This window comes from Xylanibacter ruminicola 23 (assembly GCF_000025925.1).
In the GTDB taxonomy this organism is placed as follows: Bacteria; Bacteroidota; Bacteroidia; order Bacteroidales; family Bacteroidaceae; genus Prevotella; species Prevotella ruminicola.
In genome coordinates this window covers 3,600,974-3,619,559 of sequence record NC_014033.1, presented here as the reverse complement: position 1 = coordinate 3,619,559, position 18,586 = coordinate 3,600,974, and the positions used below count along the sequence as shown (strand labels likewise).

The window sequence follows — 18,586 nt, the reverse complement described above, 5'->3', positions numbered from 1 at the left end:
TATTTAGGGATTTATTTTTTATAATCCATAAAAAAGCACCACCTGCTGCACCTGCACCACCCATCATTTACCCTAACACTACACCCGCTCTACTATCATAGTAAAGCGGGTGTAGTGTTAGAGTATTTAGAGAAAAATAGACTTAGAAAATAGTCTTGGTGAAACGTACCTGGAGTACGGGATAAACCTTGAAGCCACCCAAGAAATCTACCCAGTCGCCTACCTTACCGGTGATGTTCTCAACATCCTTGGTAAGGTTAGTACCATCACTCCAAAGCCCGCAGCTGAGTAAAGCAACAACAGATTCAAATAAAAGAATCTAACATAATGCAATCAGGGCAGCCTGTGGTGGGGCTGCCCTGATTTTTTTGCCCAAACATTTGGAACTTACAAAAATACTTCGTAACTTTGCCACCGCAAACAATAAAACAGAAAAGTATGGAACAAACAAGAACTCCGCTGAATGCGGCACAGATGGAATTTCTACAACTTCTGGGAAGAATAACAACTGAGGAAGAACTGAGTGAGCTCAGGAAGGTGGTTTGCGATTACTATGCTCGCAAAATTGATGAAGAGATGGACCAGTTATGGGCTGAAGGCAAATGGAATAATGACAAAAACGAAGCCGTATTAAAAGAACATCTTCGTACGCCATACAAGTATGCAAAATAAAAAGATAGTACTAGATACTAATTGCCTACTGGCTTCACTCTCAAGACAAGGAAGAACATACCCCGCCTGGAAAGCATTTCAGGAGGGGCGCTATATTTTATGCGTAACAAATGAAATCCTAGAGGAATACGAAGAAATCATCGCTCAAAAGACAACAGCCAGCATTGCTAAAAATGTTATCGACCTTATTATAAAAAGCCCCAATACAGAACAAGTAAACACCTACTTTCACTGGGAATTAATAACAGCAGATCCTGACGACAATAAGTTTGTAGATTGTGCATTTGCCTGTGGAGCTACCTATATTGTCTCTAACGATTCACATTTCGACGTGCTCAAAGATATAGCTTTCCCACAGCTTCTTGTGAAAAGTTTGGATGATTTTCTAAAATCACTTCAATACTAACAGGGCTGCCCTATCATTGGACAGCCCTGATTTATTATTGACTTAGAAAATAGTCTTGGTGAAACGTACCTGGAGTACGGGATAAACCTTGATGCCACCGAGGAAATCTACCCAGTCGCCTACTTTACCTGAGATATTCTCAACATCCTTAGTAAGGTTAGTACCATCACTCCAAAGCCCGCAGCTGAGTAAAGCAACAACAGATTCAAATAAAAGAATCTAACATAATGCAATCAGGGCAGCCTGTGGTGGGGCTGCCCTGATTTTTTTGCCCAAACATTTGGAACTTACAAAAATACTTCGTAACTTTGCAACGGAATTCAAAAGATTATTGAATATGGAACCAAAGATTGGAGATAAAATGAAAGTGAGTCCTCAGCTTACAGACCAAGCTGATTGGATAGACGGAGAGGTTATTGACGTTGAGCACAACCCCTTCACGGGTCTTGTTATTTCAATCAAAGACAAGCTCGGCCGGATTTTCTTTGGCCAGAGCCGTTTTTTCATAGCACTGTAAAAGGATGTTTGCGATATAACAAAATCAGGGCTGCCCTATCATTGGACAGCCCTGATTTTTATTTGTTATTTGGGTATTTTGAAAAGTACTTAGGAAACAATTGCAAAGTACTTAGAATGCAATTGAAAAGTACCTAGAGAAAAATAGACTTAGAAAATAGTCTTGGTGAAACGTACTTGGAGCACGGGATAAACCTTGATGCCACCCAAGAAATCTACCCAATCGCCTACTTTACCTGAGATATTCTCAACATCCTTAGTAAGGTTGGTGCCATCGTGGGTAATCAGACTTGGGGTGCCGCCCCAGAACATCATACCAGCATCGAAAGATACCTGCCAATCGTCGCGGCTCTTCATCAGCTTGCCACCATAACCAAAACCTAAGTAGGGCTTAAAGCTATTGCTCTTGGCACGAACCTTAACCATACCATCGTTTTCATCAGCCTCCATAATATAAGGCTCCCCTGTATCCTTCTTATCGCCTACATGGAAACCCATGCGACCATAGTCAACGATACGCTGACGATAAGCCTCGGTGAGGAATACATTCATACCTGGATTCTGAGGTGTTCCATCACCTTCGATAGAGATAATAGGCTCATCAGCCACACACTTCTCGTAAATCTGATTATACATGCTTACAGCCAGCAGTGATGTCATGGCTGTAGTAGAGTTCTCGGCATAAGCAAACTGTGAAGGACCCCAGTAGAAACCACCAGTCACATGCCAGTGCTTATTCTTAAAGGGGAACACATCCACCAAAAACTTAAAATTGTTGACGGTGGGCTTGCCAACCATCTCAACCTCATCCTCGACAGTAAAGCCAGTCAGATCGTGGAGCATCTTTGAGAGGCGATCGAAAGTGGTCTCTACACGATTGCCCTGGTCATCATAAGCCACAGCAGGCTGACCACCCACCTCTACAGGGAAGTAGATGCTCTTTTTAAAGCGAGGCATATACTCGTAACCAGCACGCAACTGCACGTTCTCATGAACGCGAGATGCTACATCGATACCGATACCAGTGGTACCTGCGGTTACAGATACATCGAGATTCTGGAAAACACCGTTATCCTTCATCCAATCGGTAACAGTAGAGAGCGTGAACTTCTTGCTTTCGGTAGCAAACACGTTCTTCTTGCTGCTAGCATCGGTGTTGCCCTGTGCATAAGCCAGGTTAACAGTCAAAGCAGCAGCTATTGCTAAAACAATCTTTTTCATTTCTTACTTTTTATAATTTAGTTATTCTTATGTTACTTCATCATCCAGCGGCCATCGCGTTCCACCATCGGCACCACCACCTCCTCGGTGGTGCTATCGCCATAGCAAAGCATCAGCAGCACATTGGTATAACCAGCCAGGCTGTCGGTATAAGCACGCGACACAGAAACCTCTTGTATACCTTTTCGGGCTTCCATCTGCTGAGCAACGAACTGCTTATAGCCCTCGATCAGTTGCGAACGATAATCGGCAGGCAGCGAATCGGCCATAAAACGGCCCTCGACAAACTGCTCGTACTCACCCTGAACTAAATGAGTATAGTAGCCTTTAGCAGCCAAAGCCGCTTGTTCTTCGCGACTTACACCGGTGCTACAGGCTACTACTATAACTATCAATATAAGATAGACGAGCTTACGCATTACTTCTGGCGGATAAACACATTAATGGGACTACCTGTAAGCTCCCAGTTCTCACGAATCTTATTCTCCAGGAAGCGCTTGTAAGGCTCCTTCACGTACTGTGGCAGGTTAGCATAGAACACGAAGGTTGGAATCTGCGTGTCGGGCACCTGAGCCACGTACTTAATCTTAATGTACTTACCCTTAACCGATGGTGGTGGGAAGGCCTCGATAAGAGGCAGCATCACCTCGTTAAGCTTTGAGGTACCAATCTTGGCCTTACGGTTCAGGTAAACCTGCTTGGCAGTCTCGAGCACCTTATAGATACGCTGTTTGGTAAGTGCCGAAGCGAAGATGATGGGGAAGTCGACAAACGGTGCCATACGCTTACGAATGGCATTCTCGAAGGTCTTGATGACCTCCTGTGACTTATCCTCAACCAAATCCCACTTGTTAACAACTACAACCAGCGATTTGTTATTCTTCTGAATGAGCTGGAAGATGTTCATGTCCTGAGCCTCGATACCACGGGTGGCGTCGAGCATGAGCACGCACACATCGCTATTCTCGATGGCACGGATAGAGCGCATTACCGAATAGAACTCCAGATCCTCAGTTACCTTATTCTTACGACGAATACCTGCGGTATCAACCAGATAGAAATCGAAACCGAACTTATCGTAACGGGTGTAGATACTATCGCGGGTAGTACCGGCGATATCGGTTACAATGTTACGATCCTCGCCGATAAAGGCGTTGATGATGCTCGACTTACCGGCATTAGGACGACCTACCACCGCAAAACGGGGGATACCATCCTCGAGCTCGTCTTTTGGTTTCTCGGGCAAAATCTCGAGCACCTTGTCGAGCAGATCGCCTGTACCGCTACCAGTGGCAGCAGAGATAGGAAACGGATCGCCAAGACCAAGCTTATAGAACTCGTACTGGTCGTACAGGTCCTTACCATCGTCGGCTTTGTTGGCCACCAGGATAACGGGCAGTTTGGCACGGCGCAGAATCTGCGCTACGTCCATATCCCATCCAGTGACACCATTATTAATATCGCAGAGGAAGAGTACGAGATCGGCCTCTTCGGTGGCAATAATCACCTGCTTGCGGATCTCCTCTTCGAATACATCGTCGCTGTTGACGACCCAGCCGCCGGTATCGACAACTGAGAACTCGCGACCGTTCCATTCGCACTTGCCATACTGGCGGTCGCGAGTGGTACCAGCCTCGTCGCTGACAATCGCATGGCGCGTTTTTGTCAGTCGGTTGAACAGTGTAGACTTACCCACATTAGGGCGTCCTACGATTGCTACTAAATTTCCCATACTATATTTATTTTGGCACGGATTACACGGATTAACACGGAAGAACCTACTCGGGGTTGTACCCGAAGTGATTGAGTTCCTTCTCTGATGAACGCCAGTCCTTATCTACTTTCACGAAAATCTCGAGGAAGATAGGCTTGGCGAAGAACTTTTCGAGCGATTTACGGGCCTCGGTACTTACCTTTTTGAGGGCTACACCCTGGTGACCGATGATGATACCCTTCTGTGAGTCGCGCTCCACATAAATAATAGCATTGATGTGGATGTGCTTATCATCCTCTTTGAATCGCTCCACAGCTACCTCTACACTGTAAGGTATCTCCTTATCGTAGTAGAGCAGTATCTTTTCGCGGATAATCTCCGACACGAAGAATCGTGCGGGCTTATCGGTTAACTGATCTTTATCGAAATAAGCGGGGCTCTCGGGCAGGAGCTCCTGGATACGCTTCAGCAACATATCCACACCGAACTTATTCTTTGCCGAAATAGGCAGAATCTCTGCCTTTGGCAGCAGGGCATGCCATTTCTCAACAATGGCTGCCAATTGTGCATTACCACCAGTAAGCTCATCGATCTTGTTAATGAGCAGCAATACCGGCATATCCAGTTTCTGCACCTTTGCAAGGAAGTCCATATTCTTTTCGGGGTTCTCTACCACGTCGGTCACGTAGAGCAGCACATCCGCATCCTGGAGGGCCGACTCAGAGAACGCCAACATCGACTCCTGTAATTTGTAATTAGGCTTCAGCACACCTGGGGTATCCGAGAACACAATCTGCATCTCGGGTGTATTCACGATACCCATGATACGATGACGGGTGGTCTGGGCCTTAAATGTGGCAATAGAAATACGCTCACCAACCAGCTGGTTCATGAGCGTACTTTTGCCTACGTTGGGATTTCCAACAATATTTACGAATCCTGCTTTATGCATTAATTCTCAATTGTCCATTATCCTTTGTCAATTTACTTGCTGCCATCATAGGCCCACTTGTAATAAGAAGCTCCGTGAACGAATCCAGCACCAAAGGCGGTGAGGATCAGGTTGTCGCCCTTCTTCAACTTATTCTCGTATTCCCAGATAGCCAGCGGTATCGTAGCGGCACTCGTGTTTCCGTAGCGTTCGATGTTTACCATCACCTGCTCCATTGGCAACTCCAGGCGCTTGGCTACTGCCTCGATGATACGCATGTTTGCCTGATGAGGAACCACCCACTGGATGTTGTCCTTGTTCAGACCGTTGCGCTCAGCGATGATCGCGCAGTCGTTACTCATGTTCGTCACTGCATAACGGAACACAGTGCGACCCTCCTGATAGAGGTAGTGCAGACGATGATCAACAGTGAAATGCGACGGTGGGCAGACCGAACCTCCAGCCTTCAGGTGCAGGAATGGAAGTCCCTTACCATCTGTGCGGAAATAAGAATCCATCACACCGATATTCTGTTCCTCGGTAGCCTCGAGCAGAACGGCAGCTGCACCATCTCCGAAGAGAGGACAGGTCTGACGATCCTTATAGTCAACAACCGACGACATCTTATCGGCACCGATTACGATGATTTTCTTGTAGCGTCCGCTCTGAATCATCGTAGCTGCCACGTCGAGTGTGTAGAGGAATCCACAGCAAGCACCCCAGAAATCGAATGCGAATGCATTCTTCAATCCGAGTTTGCCTAATACGATAGAGGCTGTGGAAGGGAACTTATAATCAGCTGTTGAGGTGGTTACGATGACGGCATCGATAGAGTCGGGATCGACTCCGGTCTTCTGCATCAGCTGCTTGGCAGCCTTACGCGCCATGTAGCTGGTGCCGAGACCTTCCTCCGTAAGTATGTGACGCTCCTTGATACCAACGCGCGTCATAATCCACTCATCGTTGGTGTCGACCATACGTGACAACTCATCGTTGTTCAGAATATAGTCGGGCACATAACCGCCTACACCAGTGATTATCGCATTGATTCTATCCATTACTCAGCTACGCTTTCCTCGATCTTGATAGCTACCTTACCACGATAGTAACCGCAAGTGGGGCATACAGTGTGATAAACATAATATGCACCACAGTTAGGACATACTGCCAGTGTGGGAGCTACTGCCTTGTCATGAGTACGACGCTTGAGTGTACGAGTCTTTGACTGTCTTCTTTTAGGATGTGCCATAATTCTATAATACTTTTAAATGTTTAAACTTTTAAATTCTTTAATTTTTCCCAGCGGGGGTCGATGGGCTGGTCGGACTCCTCATCGCTGCTTCGGTCAGCTGACAGCTCTTCCAGAGCTTTCGTCATGGCAGGGTTGCACTTGCCAGGTGCATGCACATGCCTGATGGGTATTACCAGGGCCACAAACTCATAGATGATCCACGAGGTGTCGAGTATTCCTTCGTCCTCAGGCACTACGATGATATCATCTTCCTCTGAATATTCGCTACCGAGCTTGACAATCAAACGGTTGTCGGTTTCTACCGGCTGTTCCATATCGTCTAAGCATCGGTCGCACTGTACAATAACGGTGCCTTCGGTATGGAACAGGAGTTCGAAAAAGCCGGTTGCCTTGCGTATAGACACCGACACGTGCAAAGAGCCCCTCTTCACTTCAGCACCATCCAAAGCCTCGAAGTAAGTATCGTTCAAGTCGAAAGCCAAGGATGTTTCCTCGCTTACCAAACTCTTCAGATCTATCTTCAACGACTCCAGACTATTCATTATTCTACACTTTTAAACGCAATAATGCGCTATACGGGCTGCAAAGTTACAACTTTTTTTTCAATGAAAGCACGCTTATTTTATTTTTTTATCATTTTAGTGCAAATTCCTTAGTTATCAGGCCCTTATATTACACAAAACGAGGGTTATTTGTGCAATTCTACGCGAAAAGTGGTGCCTTTTCCGACTTCGGATGACTTCACAAAAATCTTACCTTTATGATAGTCTTCAACAATACGACGCGCCAATGAAAGTCCCAATCCCCAACCACGTTGCTTGGTGGTAAAACCTGGGGTGAACACATGGTTGATATCCTTTTTGCGGATACCTTTACCTGTATCCGTAATTTCGATAGCCACACGATGGTCATCGTCAATCAACTGGATAGAAATCTTACCAGCACCTTCCATCGCATCTACCGCATTCTTACAGAGGTTCTCAATCACCCACTCAAAAAGCGAAGCATTCATATTAACAACCACGTCGTGATCAGGAATTTGTGTGGTAATTTCTACTTTATTTGAAGTACGCCTACGCATATAATCAACCACATGTGCAATCACCTCGTTCATCGAGCCTGGTGTTGGTTCGGGCAAAGAACCTATCTTCGAGAATCGTTCCGCAATACGTTCCAAACGCTTTACATCCTTATCCATCTCGGGTATCAGGTCATCATCTGGATGATTCTCTTTCAAGATTTCAACCCATGCCATCAAACTGGAGATAGGCGTACCCAACTGATGAGCCGTTTCTTTAGATAGTCCAACCCAAACCTTATTCTGTTCAGCCTTCTTAGATGAGAGTAAGGCAAAGATGGCAACCACCACAAAAATCATCACCACACCTAACTGCCAATAGGGATACTGTGACAGGCGTTTAAGCAGTACCGACTCATCGTAACACACAATCTGACTACCTACAACAATCGTATCACCAGCCTTCAGCATTCGCTGGGCTATCTGATCCAGATGCAGCGTATCCTGGATATTACGGTAATCATCAATTCCACCTTTATCGTTCAACACAATCACAGGAATGGTCGTGTTACCTTGCATTACGTCAAGAACCAATGAAAGGTCGGTATTCTCATCGGCATGGTTCAAGGCATGAAGTGCCTGCGCCCATACTTCCATCTTCTTTCGCTCTTCGTTAGAGAGGTCTTTTACCAGAAAATGCGATATCAACAAAGAGGTAACAGCTATAATTACAGCTGCTATTACCAGGAGTATTTTGGTTTGTCTAATTCTGTCTGTCCATTGCATACATATATATAAACGAAAAAGCCCCGAGAATATTGTATTCTCGAGGCTCTTCTTTAAAAAAGACGGCGGCTTCCTACTCTCCCGCATTGCATTGCAGTACCATCGGCGCAGGTGGGCTTAACTTCTCTGTTCGGAATGGGAAGAGGTGGGACCCCACTGCAATAACCACCTAATATAGGTTATTGACATTGTCGACACAAGAAACGTAGTTCAAGATTGCTCTTGGAAACAACTACATCTGATAATATCAGCATGAAGCGAAAGATTTCGGGCAATTAGTAGTGCTCGGCTTTGACGTCACCGTCTTTACACCTGCACCCTATCAACGTCATCGTCTATGACGACCCTCAATGGAGTCCTCATCTTGCGGCTGGCTTCGCACTTAGATGCTTTCAGCGCTTATCCAATCCAGACTCGGATACCCGGCGGTGCACCTGGCGGTACAACCGGTAAACCGGAGGTCTGTCCAACACGGTCCTCTCGTACTAGTGTCAGCACCACGCAAGACTCCTGCGCCCACGATAGATAGAGACCGAACTGTCTCACGACGTTCTGAACCCAGCTCGCGTGCCACTTTAATGGGCGAACAGCCCAACCCTTGGGACCTTCTCCAGCCCCAGGATGTGACGAGCCGACATCGAGGTGCCAAACCACCCCGTCGATATGAGCTCTTGGGGGGGATCAGCCTGTTATCCCCGGAGTACCTTTTATCCTTTGAGCGACGGACCTTCCATACGGATCCGCCGGATCACTATGCCCTAGTTTCCTACCTGCTCGGCATGTCTGCCTCCCAGTCAAGCGCCCTTATGCCATTGCACTCTATTAGGCCGGTTACCAATCGGCCCGAGGGCACCTTTGGAAGCCTCCGTTACGCTTTTGGAGGCGACCACCCCAGTCAAACTACCCACCAAACAGTGTCCTTGCATCGCAAGTTAGACCTCAGGCAGCAGAAGGGCCGTATTTCAAGGATGGCTCCACGAACGCTGGCGCGCCCGCTTCAAAGCCTCCGGCCTATCCTACACATCCGATGACCAAGGTCAGTGCTAAGCTGTAGTAAAGGTTCACGGGGTCTTTTCGTCCCATCGCGGGTAATCGGCATCTTCACCGATACTACAATTTCACTGAGCTCGCGGTTGAGACAGCGTCCGGATCATTACACCATTCGTGCAGGTCGGAACTTACCCGACAAGGAATTTCGCTACCTTAGGACCGTTATAGTTACGGCCGCCGTTTACTGGGGCTTCAATTCAATGCTTCATCTTGCGACTGACATCTCCTCTTAACCTTCCAGCACCGGGCAGGTGTCAGGCTGTATACTTCATCCTTCGAGTTTGCACAGCCCTGTGTTTTTGTTAAACAGTTGCCTGGACCTATTCTCTGCGCCTCCATTACTGGAGGACCCTTTATCCCGAAGTTACAGGGTCAGTTTGCCTAGTTCCTTAACCGCGAATCTCTCAACGCCTTAGTATATTCTACCCGACTACGTGTGTCCGTTTGCGGTACGGGTTCCATAATGGTTAAGCTTAGCGGTTTTTCTCGGGAGTCTGATTACCTGCGCTATCAAGTTCCTCCGAAGAGGATCCTGTACTGTCAGAGTTCAGCTCGGAAGGTGGATTTGCCTGCCTTCCTCAACGCCTACATCCTTCAACGCGGACATCCGTCGCCGCGCGGCAGTGTCACTGCTCCGTCACCACAAATCGCCCATTATGGAAGTCACGGAATATTAACCGTGTCAGCCATCGCCCTCGCCGTTCGGCTTATGCTTAGGACCCGACTTACCCCGGGGTGATTGACATCGCCCGGGAAACCTTAGTCTTTCGGCGGGGGGAAATCTCATCCCCCTTATCGTTACTTATTCCTACATTTGCTTTTCTTGAAGCTCCACCAGCAGTCATCCACTGGCTTCAGCGCCGCAAGAATGCTCCCCTACCGATACTTTTTAATGCTATCCCGCGCCTTCGGTACCTGTCTTATACCCGATTATTATCCACGCCCGGTCTCTCGACTAGTGAGCTGTTACGCACTCTTTGAATGAATGGCTGCTTCCAAGCCAACATCCTAGCTGTCATCGAGACCAGACTTCGTTAGACTAACTCAGACAGGATTCCGGGACCTTAGACGGCGGTCTGGATTCTTCTCCTCTCGGGCACGGACCTTAGCACCCATGCCCTTACTGCCGGACTGCAGACCGTGAGCATTCGGAGTTCGTCAGGTCTCGATAGGCGGTGAAGCCCTCTTGACCTATCGGTCGCTCTACCTCTCACGGTGACCATCCGACGCGGCACCTAAATGCCTTTCGGGGAGTACGAGCTATCTCCGAGTTTGATTGGCCTTTCACTCCTACACACAGTTCATCCGGAAGCTTTTCAACGCTTATCGGTGCGGACCTCCATCCCGTGTTACCGGGACTTCATCCTGACCATGTGTAGATCACTCGGTTTCGCGTCTACCCCCACCAACTTGACGCCCTGTTCAGGCTCGCTTTCACTGCGGCTTACGTATCTTAAATACTTAACCTTGCTGGTGATGGTAACTCGTAGGATCATTATGCAAAAGGCACGCCGTCACTAGTTAAACTAGCTCCGACCGCTTGTAGGCGTCTGGTTTCAGGTACTATTTCACTCCCCTACTCGGGGTGCTTTTCACCTTTCCCTCACGGTACTGGTACGCTATCGGTCTCTCGGGAGTATTTAGCCTTACCGGATGGTCCCGGCAGATTCGCGCAGAATTCCTCGTGCTCCGCGTTACTCAGGATACCACTAAGTCTCGTCTCGCTTCGGTTACGGGCCTTTCACCCTCTGTGGATCAACTTTCCAGAAGATTCTCCTCACGATTCAAGTACTACGGCGTGGTCCTACAACCCCGTATATGCATTGCTACACATGCGGTTTGGGCTATTCCCCGGTCGCTCGCCACTACTGGGGGAATCATTAGTTTATTTTCTCTTCCTACAGGTACTAAGATGTTTCAGTTCCCTGCGTTTGCCTCACTACTTAGGTAGTGATAACTGGCCTTCAGCCAGCTGGGTTGTCCCATTCGGAAATCCTCGGATCAAAGATTATTTGCATCTACCCGAGGCTTATCGCAGCTTATCACGTCCTTCATCGCCTCCGAGAGCCAAGGCATCCACCAGACGCCCTAACTTTCTTTCGCCTATTTACTTACATTAAACATTAAACATTAAAGATTAAATATTAATGTGAAGTAGCTCATACTATCAGCTGTAATTGAGATTTTAGAAAAAATCTACTCAGTTTCTAAAAACAAAGTCTTTTACTTACAGTTTCTTGTGTATCAACATGTCAAAGATCGTTGTACATTAAACATTAAACATGAAACATTAAATTTCAGAGGTTGTCTGTACTTAGTGGAGAATATCGGGGTCGAACCGATGACCTCTTGCATGCCATGCAAGCGCTCTAGCCAACTGAGCTAATCCCCCATAACGAGAATTGATAATTGAAAATTGATAATTGACAATTACCTTGAGTAGTCCCAGGCAGACTTGAACTGCCGACCTCCACATTATCAGTGTGGCGCTCTAACCAACTGAGCTATAGGACTCTATTTTGGTCAGAGGGGGTTCCTCTGCCCAGCCTCATACTTCTCTTATATTAATAAACATTGGTAGTAAAGAAGCACTGGGTTTGAAATCAAACCTTTTGAAATAGTGTTCTCTCCAGAAAGGAGGTGTTCCTTGATTTGCTTGGCTTGCGCCGAGCTGCGTCAAGAACCTCTTTCAGGATTCTCCAGAAAGGAGGTGTTCCAGCCGCACCTTCCGGTACGGCTACCTTGTTACGACTTAGCCCCAATTACCAGTTTCGCTCTAGGCCGATCCTTGCGGTCACGGACTTCAAGCGCCCCCGGCTTTCATGGCTTGACGGGCGGTGTGTACAAGGCCCGGGAACGTATTCACCGCGCCATGGCTGATGCGCGATTACTAGCGAATCCAGCTTCATGGGGTCGGGTTGCAGACCCCAATCCGAACTGAGGAAGGCTTTAAGGATTAGAACATACTTGCGTATATCCGACTCTCTGTACCCCCCATTGTAACACGTGTGTAGCCCCGGACGTAAGGGCCGTGCTGATTTGACGTCATCCCCACCTTCCTCACACCTTACGGTGGCAGTATCTCCAGAGTGCCCAGCATTACCTGATGGCAACTAAAGAAAAGGGTTGCGCTCGTTATGGCACTTAAGCCGACACCTCACGGCACGAGCTGACGACAACCATGCAGCACCTCCACCAGCGTCCCGAAGGACCTCATCATCTCTGAATCGTTCGCTGGCAGTTCAAGCCCGGGTAAGGTTCCTCGCGTATCATCGAATTAAACCACATGTTCCTCCGCTTGTGCGGGCCCCCGTCAATTCCTTTGAGTTTCACCGTTGCCGGCGTACTCCCCAGGTGGGATGCTTAACGATTTCTCTTGGCCGCTCACAGTATATCGCAAACAGCGGGCATCCATCGTTTACCGTGCGGACTACCAGGGTATCTAATCCTGTTCGATACCCGCACCTTCGAGCTTTAGCGTCAGTAAAGGCCTTGTTGGCTGCCTTCGCAATCGGAGTTCTTCGTGATATCTAAGCATTTCACCGCTACACCACGAATTCCGCCAACATCGAACTCACTCAAGATAACCAGTTCGCGACGCAGTTCAGCCGTTGAGCGGCTACATTTCACGTCACGCTTAATCATCAGCCTGCGCTCCCTTTAAACCCAATAAATCCGGATAACGCCTGGACCTTCCGTATTACCGCGGCTGCTGGCACGGAATTAGCCGGTCCTTATTCATATAGTACCTACAAACGGGGACACGTCCCCGACTTTATCCCTATATAAAAGCAGTTTACAACCCATAGGGCCGTCATCCTGCACGCTACTTGGCTGGTTCAGACTTCCGTCCATTGACCAATATTCCTCACTGCTGCCTCCCGTAGGAGTTTGGACCGTGTCTCAGTTCCAATGTGGGGGACCTTCCTCTCAGAACCCCTACTGATCGTCGGCTAGGTGGGCCGTTACCCCGCCTACTACCTAATCAGACGCATCCCCATCCTATAGCGGTAAACCTTTGGTATTCTTCAGATGTCCTCTAAATACAACATAGAGCATTAATCCGACTTTCGCCGGGCTATTCTCTACTATAGGGAAGGTTGGATACGCGTTACTCACCCGTGCGCCGGTCGCCATCAATCAAAGCAAGCTTCGATCATGCTGCCCCTCGACTTGCATGTGTTAAGCCTGTAGCTAGCGTTCATCCTGAGCCAGGATCAAACTCTTCACTGTAAAAAATTTGTTTGTTTATTCTTAATAAATAAGAATTATATCTGTCTCAGAACAACTATCCAAATTCACGAAATTGAAACGGTTTGTTCATTTACCCAAGAGCATTTCTGCTCTTGCTTCTTGTACTACTTCTGTCTATGTAAATCTTTCAAAGAACTCTTTCTTTCAGTGCTTGTCAGGTGGTGTTCCTGATTTGCGGGTGCAAAGGTACGGCTTTTTTTGAAACTACCAAAACTTTTCGAGAGAAATTTTCATTTTTCATGCATTTTTTTGGTTGCTCTTGATGGATATCAATCACAAAAACGGCTTCACATTATTATATATTATATAGAGCCGACGACACTTAGCACAAAAACCGTGAGTTAATTCAAAACCCCTCGTGAATTAATTCATTGCCCTTTTTGAATTAACTCACACGTTAATTTCTGATAAAACGATGGTGATTGGGAAAAATTTGCGTACCTTTGCACTTTATTAGTATAGGTTAATTAAAAAGTATGTCGACGATATTACATATTGAAACCAGTACGGATGTTTGTTCCGTTGCTGTTTCGGAGGATTCGCATGTTATCTTCCAGCAAGAAGATCATAGCGGACCTAACCACGCAGAAAGTTTAGGTACCATGGTTGACGAGGCACTCTCGTTTACCGATAATCACGCCATCCCTTTTGATGCGGTGGCTGTAAGTTGCGGTCCTGGTTCGTACACTGGACTGCGTATTGGCGTATCGATGGCTAAGGGTATCTGCTACGGTCGCAACCTGAAGCTGATAGCTGTTCCAACACTGGAGCTGCTGTGCGTACCTGTATTATTAAGAGAGATTCCTGAAGAAGATGCCCTGCTCTGCCCCATGCTCGATGCCCGACGCATGGAGGTGTATGCCGGTATCTACGATCGCGCCTTGAAACCTGTTCGTGAGATTGGCGCCGATGTAGTAACGGCCGAGACTTACAAAGAGTATCTGGATAAGCACCCTGTGTACTTCTTCGGTAACGGTGCCAAGAAGTGCATGGAGACCATCAATCATCCCAACGCCCACCTGATTGAGGGCATAGAGCCACTGGCCAAATGGATGCAGCCCCTGGCCGAGAAACGATTGTTGAACAACCAGACTGAGGATGTAGCTTACTTTGTGCCTTACTATCTGAAGGACTTTGTGGCCAAACTTCCCAAGAAACTTCTTTAGTGAATAGTGATAAGTGAATAGTGAAGAGTTTATGGATATAAAAGGATTAGATTACAACACCCAGCGCGAGAAGCTGGTGATGTCGGAATACGGACGTGAGATCCAGAAGATGATTGAGTTGGCTTGCGAGCTGCCCAACAGAGAGGAGCGCCTGCAGTGTGCCCAGACCATCGTGAAGCTGATGGAGACTAAGAACCCACAGCTGAAAGAGAACGATGACTACGAGCAGACACTCTGGAACCATCTGTACCTGATGAGTCACAGAGAGCTGGAGATCGACTGGCCTTATGATATCAGCGAAGCCGACAAGATTCTATCGAAGCCCCAGCCCATGAAACTACCCAAGGAGAGCGTACGACTGCGCCACTACGGCAGATTGGTAGAGGAGCTGTTTAAAAAGCTGAAGACTATGCCCGATGGCGAGGAGCGCGATGCGTTGGTAAGATATACAGCCAACCAGATGAAGCGCGATCTGGCTCAGTTCGGACACGGCTCGATGGACGATGAGCGCGTGGCCAGCGACCTGGCTCGCTTTACCGACGGCGCCATCCAGATTGACCTGAACGCTTTCAGATTTGAGAAAGTGGCTCAGACTGATGAGAAAAAGAAGAAAAAGAAGTAACCTATATGGCATCATTTATCATTGAAGGCGGCCATCTGCTGCAAGGAACTATCACACCACAGGGTGCTAAGAACGAGGCCCTGCAGGTAATCTGTGCCACATTGTTGACAGAGGAGGAGGTGATTATCCGTAACATCCCGAACATTCGCGATGTGAACAACCTCATCCAGCTGCTGCGTGATATTGGTGTGAAGGTATCGAAAAAGGAAGAAAACACCTATACCTTTAAAGCCGACGAGCTGAACCTGGATTACTTGCAGAGCGACGAGTTTGTGAAGAAGTGTGCTGCACTGCGTGGCAGCGTGATGATGATTGGTCCGCTTTTGGCCCGCATGGGTAAAGCCGTTATCACCAAACCTGGTGGCGATAAGATTGGTCGTCGCCGTTTGGACACCCACTTCTTAGGATTCGAGAAACTCGGCGCCACCTTCAACCGTGTGGAAGGTCGCGATGTGTATGAGATTTCGGCCAAACAGCTGAAGGGTACCTATATGTTGCTCGACGAGGCATCGGTAACAGGTACAGCCAACATCATCATGGCCGCCGTTTTTGCCAAAGGTACCACCACCATTTACAATGCAGCTTGTGAACCCTATCTGCAACAGCTCTGTAAGATGCTGAACAGTATGGGTGCCCGCATCAGCGGTATTGCATCGAACCTGCTCACCATCGAGGGTGTTGACAGTTTGCATGGCACCGACCACCTGATCCTGCCCGATATGATCGAGGTAGGCTCGTTTATTGGTATGGCAGCAATGTGCGGTAATGGCGTTCGCATCAAAGATGTAAGTGTCGAGAACTTAGGAATCATCCCCGATGCTTTCCGTAGGTTAGGTGTAGAAATCAAGGTTGAAGGCGACGACCTGTGGATACCTCGCCAGGATCACTACGAGATACAATCATTTATGGATGGTACTATCATGACGCTGGCCGACGCCCCTTGGCCCGGCTTGACCCCCGACCTGCTATCGGTACTGATTGTGGTTGCCACCCAGGCTCGCGGTAGCGTGCTGTTCCACCAGAAGATGTTTGAAAGCAGACTGTTCTTCGTGGATAAGTTGATTGACATGGGTGCCCAGATTATTCTTTGCGACCCACACCGTGCCGTAGTGGTTGGTCACGACAGAAAGATTACCCTGCGCGGCGGTCGCATGTCGAGTCCTGATATCCGTGCTGGTATCGCTCTGCTGATTGCAGCCATGAGCGCTAAAGGAACCAGCCGTATCGACAACATCGAGCAGATTGACCGCGGCTACGAGAATATCGAAGCCCGTTTGAATGCTCTGGGCGCGAATATTGTTAGAGGTTAGAGATATGATAAAACGCGAGGACGTATATAAGATAGGTAAGTTAGGTAAAGCGCACGGCGTGAAAGGAGAGATTAGTTTTCTCTTCGACGACGACGTGTTCGACCGCACAGATGCCGACTACCTGATACTTGATATGGATGGTATCCTGGTACCTTTCTTTATTGAGGAGTACCGTTTTAAGACCGACGACAATGCCCTGATGAAGTTTGAGGGTATCGACACCCAGGAGCGTGCCAGAGAACTAACCGGTTGCGAGGTTTACTTTCCCCGTGAGATGGCAGAAGACGATGATGAGCAGCTTTCGTGGGCAGCCATTGTGGGCTTTGAGCTCATCGATTCCAACACCGGTAAGGCCGCAGGTAAAATTGCCTCGGTGGATGACACCACCATCAATATCCTCTTCGAACTGGAAGACGGTAAACTGATTCCTGCTTCAGAAGAGCTGATTACCAATGTAGATACAAAGAAACAACAAATAATAGTAAAACTGCCTGAAGGCATTTTAGAGTTATGAAGAAACAAATAGCCATTCTCGGCTCTACGGGGTCGATAGGAACACAAGCACTCGAGGTTATCGAGGAACATAGCGACCTGTACGAGGTCTATTGTTTGACTGCTAATAATAAGGTAGAGTTGCTGGCCGAGCAAGCTCATAAGTTCAAGCCCGCCGCCATCGTGATTGCCAACGAGGCACGTTACGACGAGCTGAAGAGCCTGATGAGCGACATGCCCGACGTAAAAGTATATGCCGGTGCCCAGGCACTGAACGAGATTGTAGAAGCCGGTCCCATCAACATGGTACTCACAGCGATGGTAGGTTTCTCGGGATTGAATCCCACCATCCATGCCATCAAGGCAGGTAAGACCATCTGCTTGGCAAATAAGGAGACACTGGTAGTTGCCGGTGAGCTGATTCTGCAGCTGGCCCAGCAGTACCATACCCCCATCCTGCCTGTCGACAGCGAGCACTCAGCTATCTTCCAGAGTTTGGTTGGCGAGGATCAGAATCCCATCGAAAAGATTCTGCTCACAGCATCTGGTGGTCCTTTCCGCTTGAAGTCGATGGAAGAGATTGCTCACGTAACTAAGGCTGATGCCCTGCGCCATCCAACATGGGACATGGGTGCTAAGATCACCATCGATTCAGCTTCGATGATGAACAAGGGCTTCGAGGTCATCGAGGCCAAGTGGCTGTTTGGTGTGGACGCTAAGCAGATTCAGGTTTTGGTTCACCCACAGAGTATTGTTCACAGCGCCGTTCAGTTCCAGGATGGTAGTGTAAAAGCCCAACTGGGTGTACCCGATATGCGTCTGCCTATCCAGTATGCCTTCTCGTTCCCACAGCGTTTGCACCTGAGTGGCGAGCGCCTCGACCTGTTCAAGGCCCAGCACCTGGAGTTCTTCGAACCCGACTTGGAGAAGTTCCGTTGCTTAGCTTTGGCGTTCGAAGCTATCGACAAGGGCGGTAACATGCCATGTATCGTGAATGCTGCTAACGAGATTGTGAACCGTGGATTCCTGGAGGATAAGTGCGGATTCCTGCAGATGGGCGACATCATTGCCGAGACCATGCAGCGTGCAACCTTCGATAAGAACCCCAGCTACGACACCTACATCGCTACCGATGCCGAAGCCCGTCGTATCGCTACAGAACTCATGAATAAATAA

16 protein-coding genes, 2 tRNA genes and 3 rRNA genes are annotated in these 18,586 nt (G+C 48.1%); 8 read left to right on the top strand and 13 right to left on the bottom strand.

The features are described from left to right. Nucleotides 1–438 precede the first annotated feature (438 nt). From PRU_RS15110 to PRU_RS15100, 3 genes are all read left to right on the top strand, one after another. A complete protein-coding gene (locus PRU_RS15110) occupies nucleotides 439–672 on the top strand; it encodes a hypothetical protein (RefSeq protein WP_041386444.1) in 234 nt (77 codons plus the stop codon). Then, nucleotides 662–1,078, top strand: coding sequence for a putative toxin-antitoxin system toxin component, PIN family (locus PRU_RS15105; RefSeq protein ID WP_041386442.1), 417 nt, complete (start codon nucleotides 662–664; stop codon nucleotides 1,076–1,078). Before PRU_RS15110 ends, PRU_RS15105 begins: the two co-directional genes overlap by 11 nt. A 337-nt stretch (nucleotides 1,079–1,415) precedes the next feature. Then, the gene (locus PRU_RS15100) at nucleotides 1,416–1,595 is read left to right on the top strand and encodes a hypothetical protein (RefSeq protein ID WP_041386440.1); all 180 of its coding nucleotides are present in this window, start codon (nucleotides 1,416–1,418) and stop codon (nucleotides 1,593–1,595) included. A 149-nt stretch (nucleotides 1,596–1,744) separates the two neighbouring features. Here PRU_RS15100 and PRU_RS15095 read toward each other — a convergent pair whose 3' ends face one another. From PRU_RS15095 to PRU_RS15035, 13 genes are all read right to left on the bottom strand, one after another. Next, entirely contained in the window at nucleotides 1,745–2,815 is a 1,071-nt protein-coding gene (locus PRU_RS15095; protein WP_049769205.1) for a hypothetical protein, read from the bottom strand. 32 nt (nucleotides 2,816–2,847) lie between these two features. Continuing rightward, a complete protein-coding gene (locus tag PRU_RS15090) occupies nucleotides 2,848–3,234 on the bottom strand; it encodes a lipoprotein (protein ID WP_013063496.1) in 387 nt (128 codons plus the stop codon). Continuing rightward, entirely contained in the window at nucleotides 3,234–4,547 is a 1,314-nt protein-coding gene (der, locus tag PRU_RS15085) for a ribosome biogenesis GTPase Der (protein WP_013064317.1), read from the bottom strand. The genes PRU_RS15090 and der overlap by 1 nt, the downstream gene beginning before the upstream one ends. Nucleotides 4,548–4,593: 46 nt before the next feature. Next, the gene (gene era, locus PRU_RS15080) at nucleotides 4,594–5,481 is read right to left on the bottom strand and encodes a GTPase Era (protein ID WP_013063530.1); all 888 of its coding nucleotides are present in this window, start codon (nucleotides 5,479–5,481) and stop codon (nucleotides 4,594–4,596) included. A gap of 32 nt (nucleotides 5,482–5,513) precedes the next feature. Next, nucleotides 5,514–6,518 carry a beta-ketoacyl-ACP synthase III gene (locus PRU_RS15075; RefSeq protein WP_013064343.1) on the bottom strand — a complete coding sequence of 335 codons (1,005 nt, stop codon included), beginning with the start codon at nucleotides 6,516–6,518 and terminating at the stop codon, nucleotides 5,514–5,516. Then, nucleotides 6,518–6,709 (bottom strand): 50S ribosomal protein L32, encoded by a 192-nt coding sequence (gene rpmF, locus PRU_RS15070; protein ID WP_013063689.1) that lies wholly within the window; start codon nucleotides 6,707–6,709, stop codon nucleotides 6,518–6,520. The genes PRU_RS15075 and rpmF overlap by 1 nt, the downstream gene beginning before the upstream one ends. Before the next feature lie 23 nt (nucleotides 6,710–6,732). Continuing rightward, the gene (locus PRU_RS15065) at nucleotides 6,733–7,254 is read right to left on the bottom strand and encodes a YceD family protein (RefSeq protein WP_013064530.1); all 522 of its coding nucleotides are present in this window, start codon (nucleotides 7,252–7,254) and stop codon (nucleotides 6,733–6,735) included. Between the two features lie 146 nt (nucleotides 7,255–7,400). Then, complete coding sequence (locus PRU_RS15060; RefSeq protein ID WP_013065296.1) at nucleotides 7,401–8,516, bottom strand: sensor histidine kinase; 1,116 nt, start codon at nucleotides 8,514–8,516, stop codon at nucleotides 7,401–7,403. A 60-nt stretch (nucleotides 8,517–8,576) separates the two neighbouring features. Then, a 5S ribosomal RNA gene (rrf, locus tag PRU_RS15055) occupies nucleotides 8,577–8,689 on the bottom strand. An 82-nt stretch (nucleotides 8,690–8,771) separates the two neighbouring features. Continuing rightward, nucleotides 8,772–11,669 (bottom strand): 23S ribosomal RNA (locus tag PRU_RS15050). A gap of 215 nt (nucleotides 11,670–11,884) precedes the next feature. Further along, nucleotides 11,885–11,958: transfer RNA gene (locus tag PRU_RS15045), tRNA-Ala, on the bottom strand. 48 nt (nucleotides 11,959–12,006) lie between these two features. Next, a tRNA-Ile gene (locus PRU_RS15040) sits at nucleotides 12,007–12,080 on the bottom strand. Between the two features lie 189 nt (nucleotides 12,081–12,269). Beyond that, nucleotides 12,270–13,799 (bottom strand): 16S ribosomal RNA (locus PRU_RS15035). The 16S, 23S and 5S rRNA genes sit together here with 2 tRNA genes alongside, the layout of an rRNA operon. 497 nt (nucleotides 13,800–14,296) lie before the next feature. Between PRU_RS15035 and tsaB the strand changes: the two genes are divergently transcribed. The 5 genes from tsaB to PRU_RS15010 are packed head-to-tail and all read left to right on the top strand — an operon-like array spanning nucleotide 14,297 to nucleotide 18,586. Next, a complete protein-coding gene (tsaB, locus tag PRU_RS15030) occupies nucleotides 14,297–14,986 on the top strand; it encodes a tRNA (adenosine(37)-N6)-threonylcarbamoyltransferase complex dimerization subunit type 1 TsaB (protein WP_013063291.1) in 690 nt (229 codons plus the stop codon). A 31-nt stretch (nucleotides 14,987–15,017) separates the two neighbouring features. Beyond that, nucleotides 15,018–15,608 (top strand): DUF4290 domain-containing protein, encoded by a 591-nt coding sequence (locus PRU_RS15025; protein WP_013064173.1) that lies wholly within the window; start codon nucleotides 15,018–15,020, stop codon nucleotides 15,606–15,608. Nucleotides 15,609–15,613: 5 nt separating this feature from the next. After that, a complete protein-coding gene (gene murA, locus PRU_RS15020; RefSeq protein ID WP_013064951.1) occupies nucleotides 15,614–16,918 on the top strand; it encodes a UDP-N-acetylglucosamine 1-carboxyvinyltransferase in 1,305 nt (434 codons plus the stop codon). A 4-nt stretch (nucleotides 16,919–16,922) separates the two neighbouring features. After that, nucleotides 16,923–17,432: a ribosome maturation factor RimM gene (rimM, locus tag PRU_RS15015; RefSeq protein WP_041386437.1), complete on the top strand. Its 510-nt coding sequence runs from the start codon at nucleotides 16,923–16,925 to the stop codon at nucleotides 17,430–17,432. Beyond that, nucleotides 17,429–18,586 carry a 1-deoxy-D-xylulose-5-phosphate reductoisomerase gene (locus PRU_RS15010; protein WP_013065072.1) on the top strand — a complete coding sequence of 386 codons (1,158 nt, stop codon included), beginning with the start codon at nucleotides 17,429–17,431 and terminating at the stop codon, nucleotides 18,584–18,586. The genes rimM and PRU_RS15010 overlap by 4 nt, the downstream gene beginning before the upstream one ends.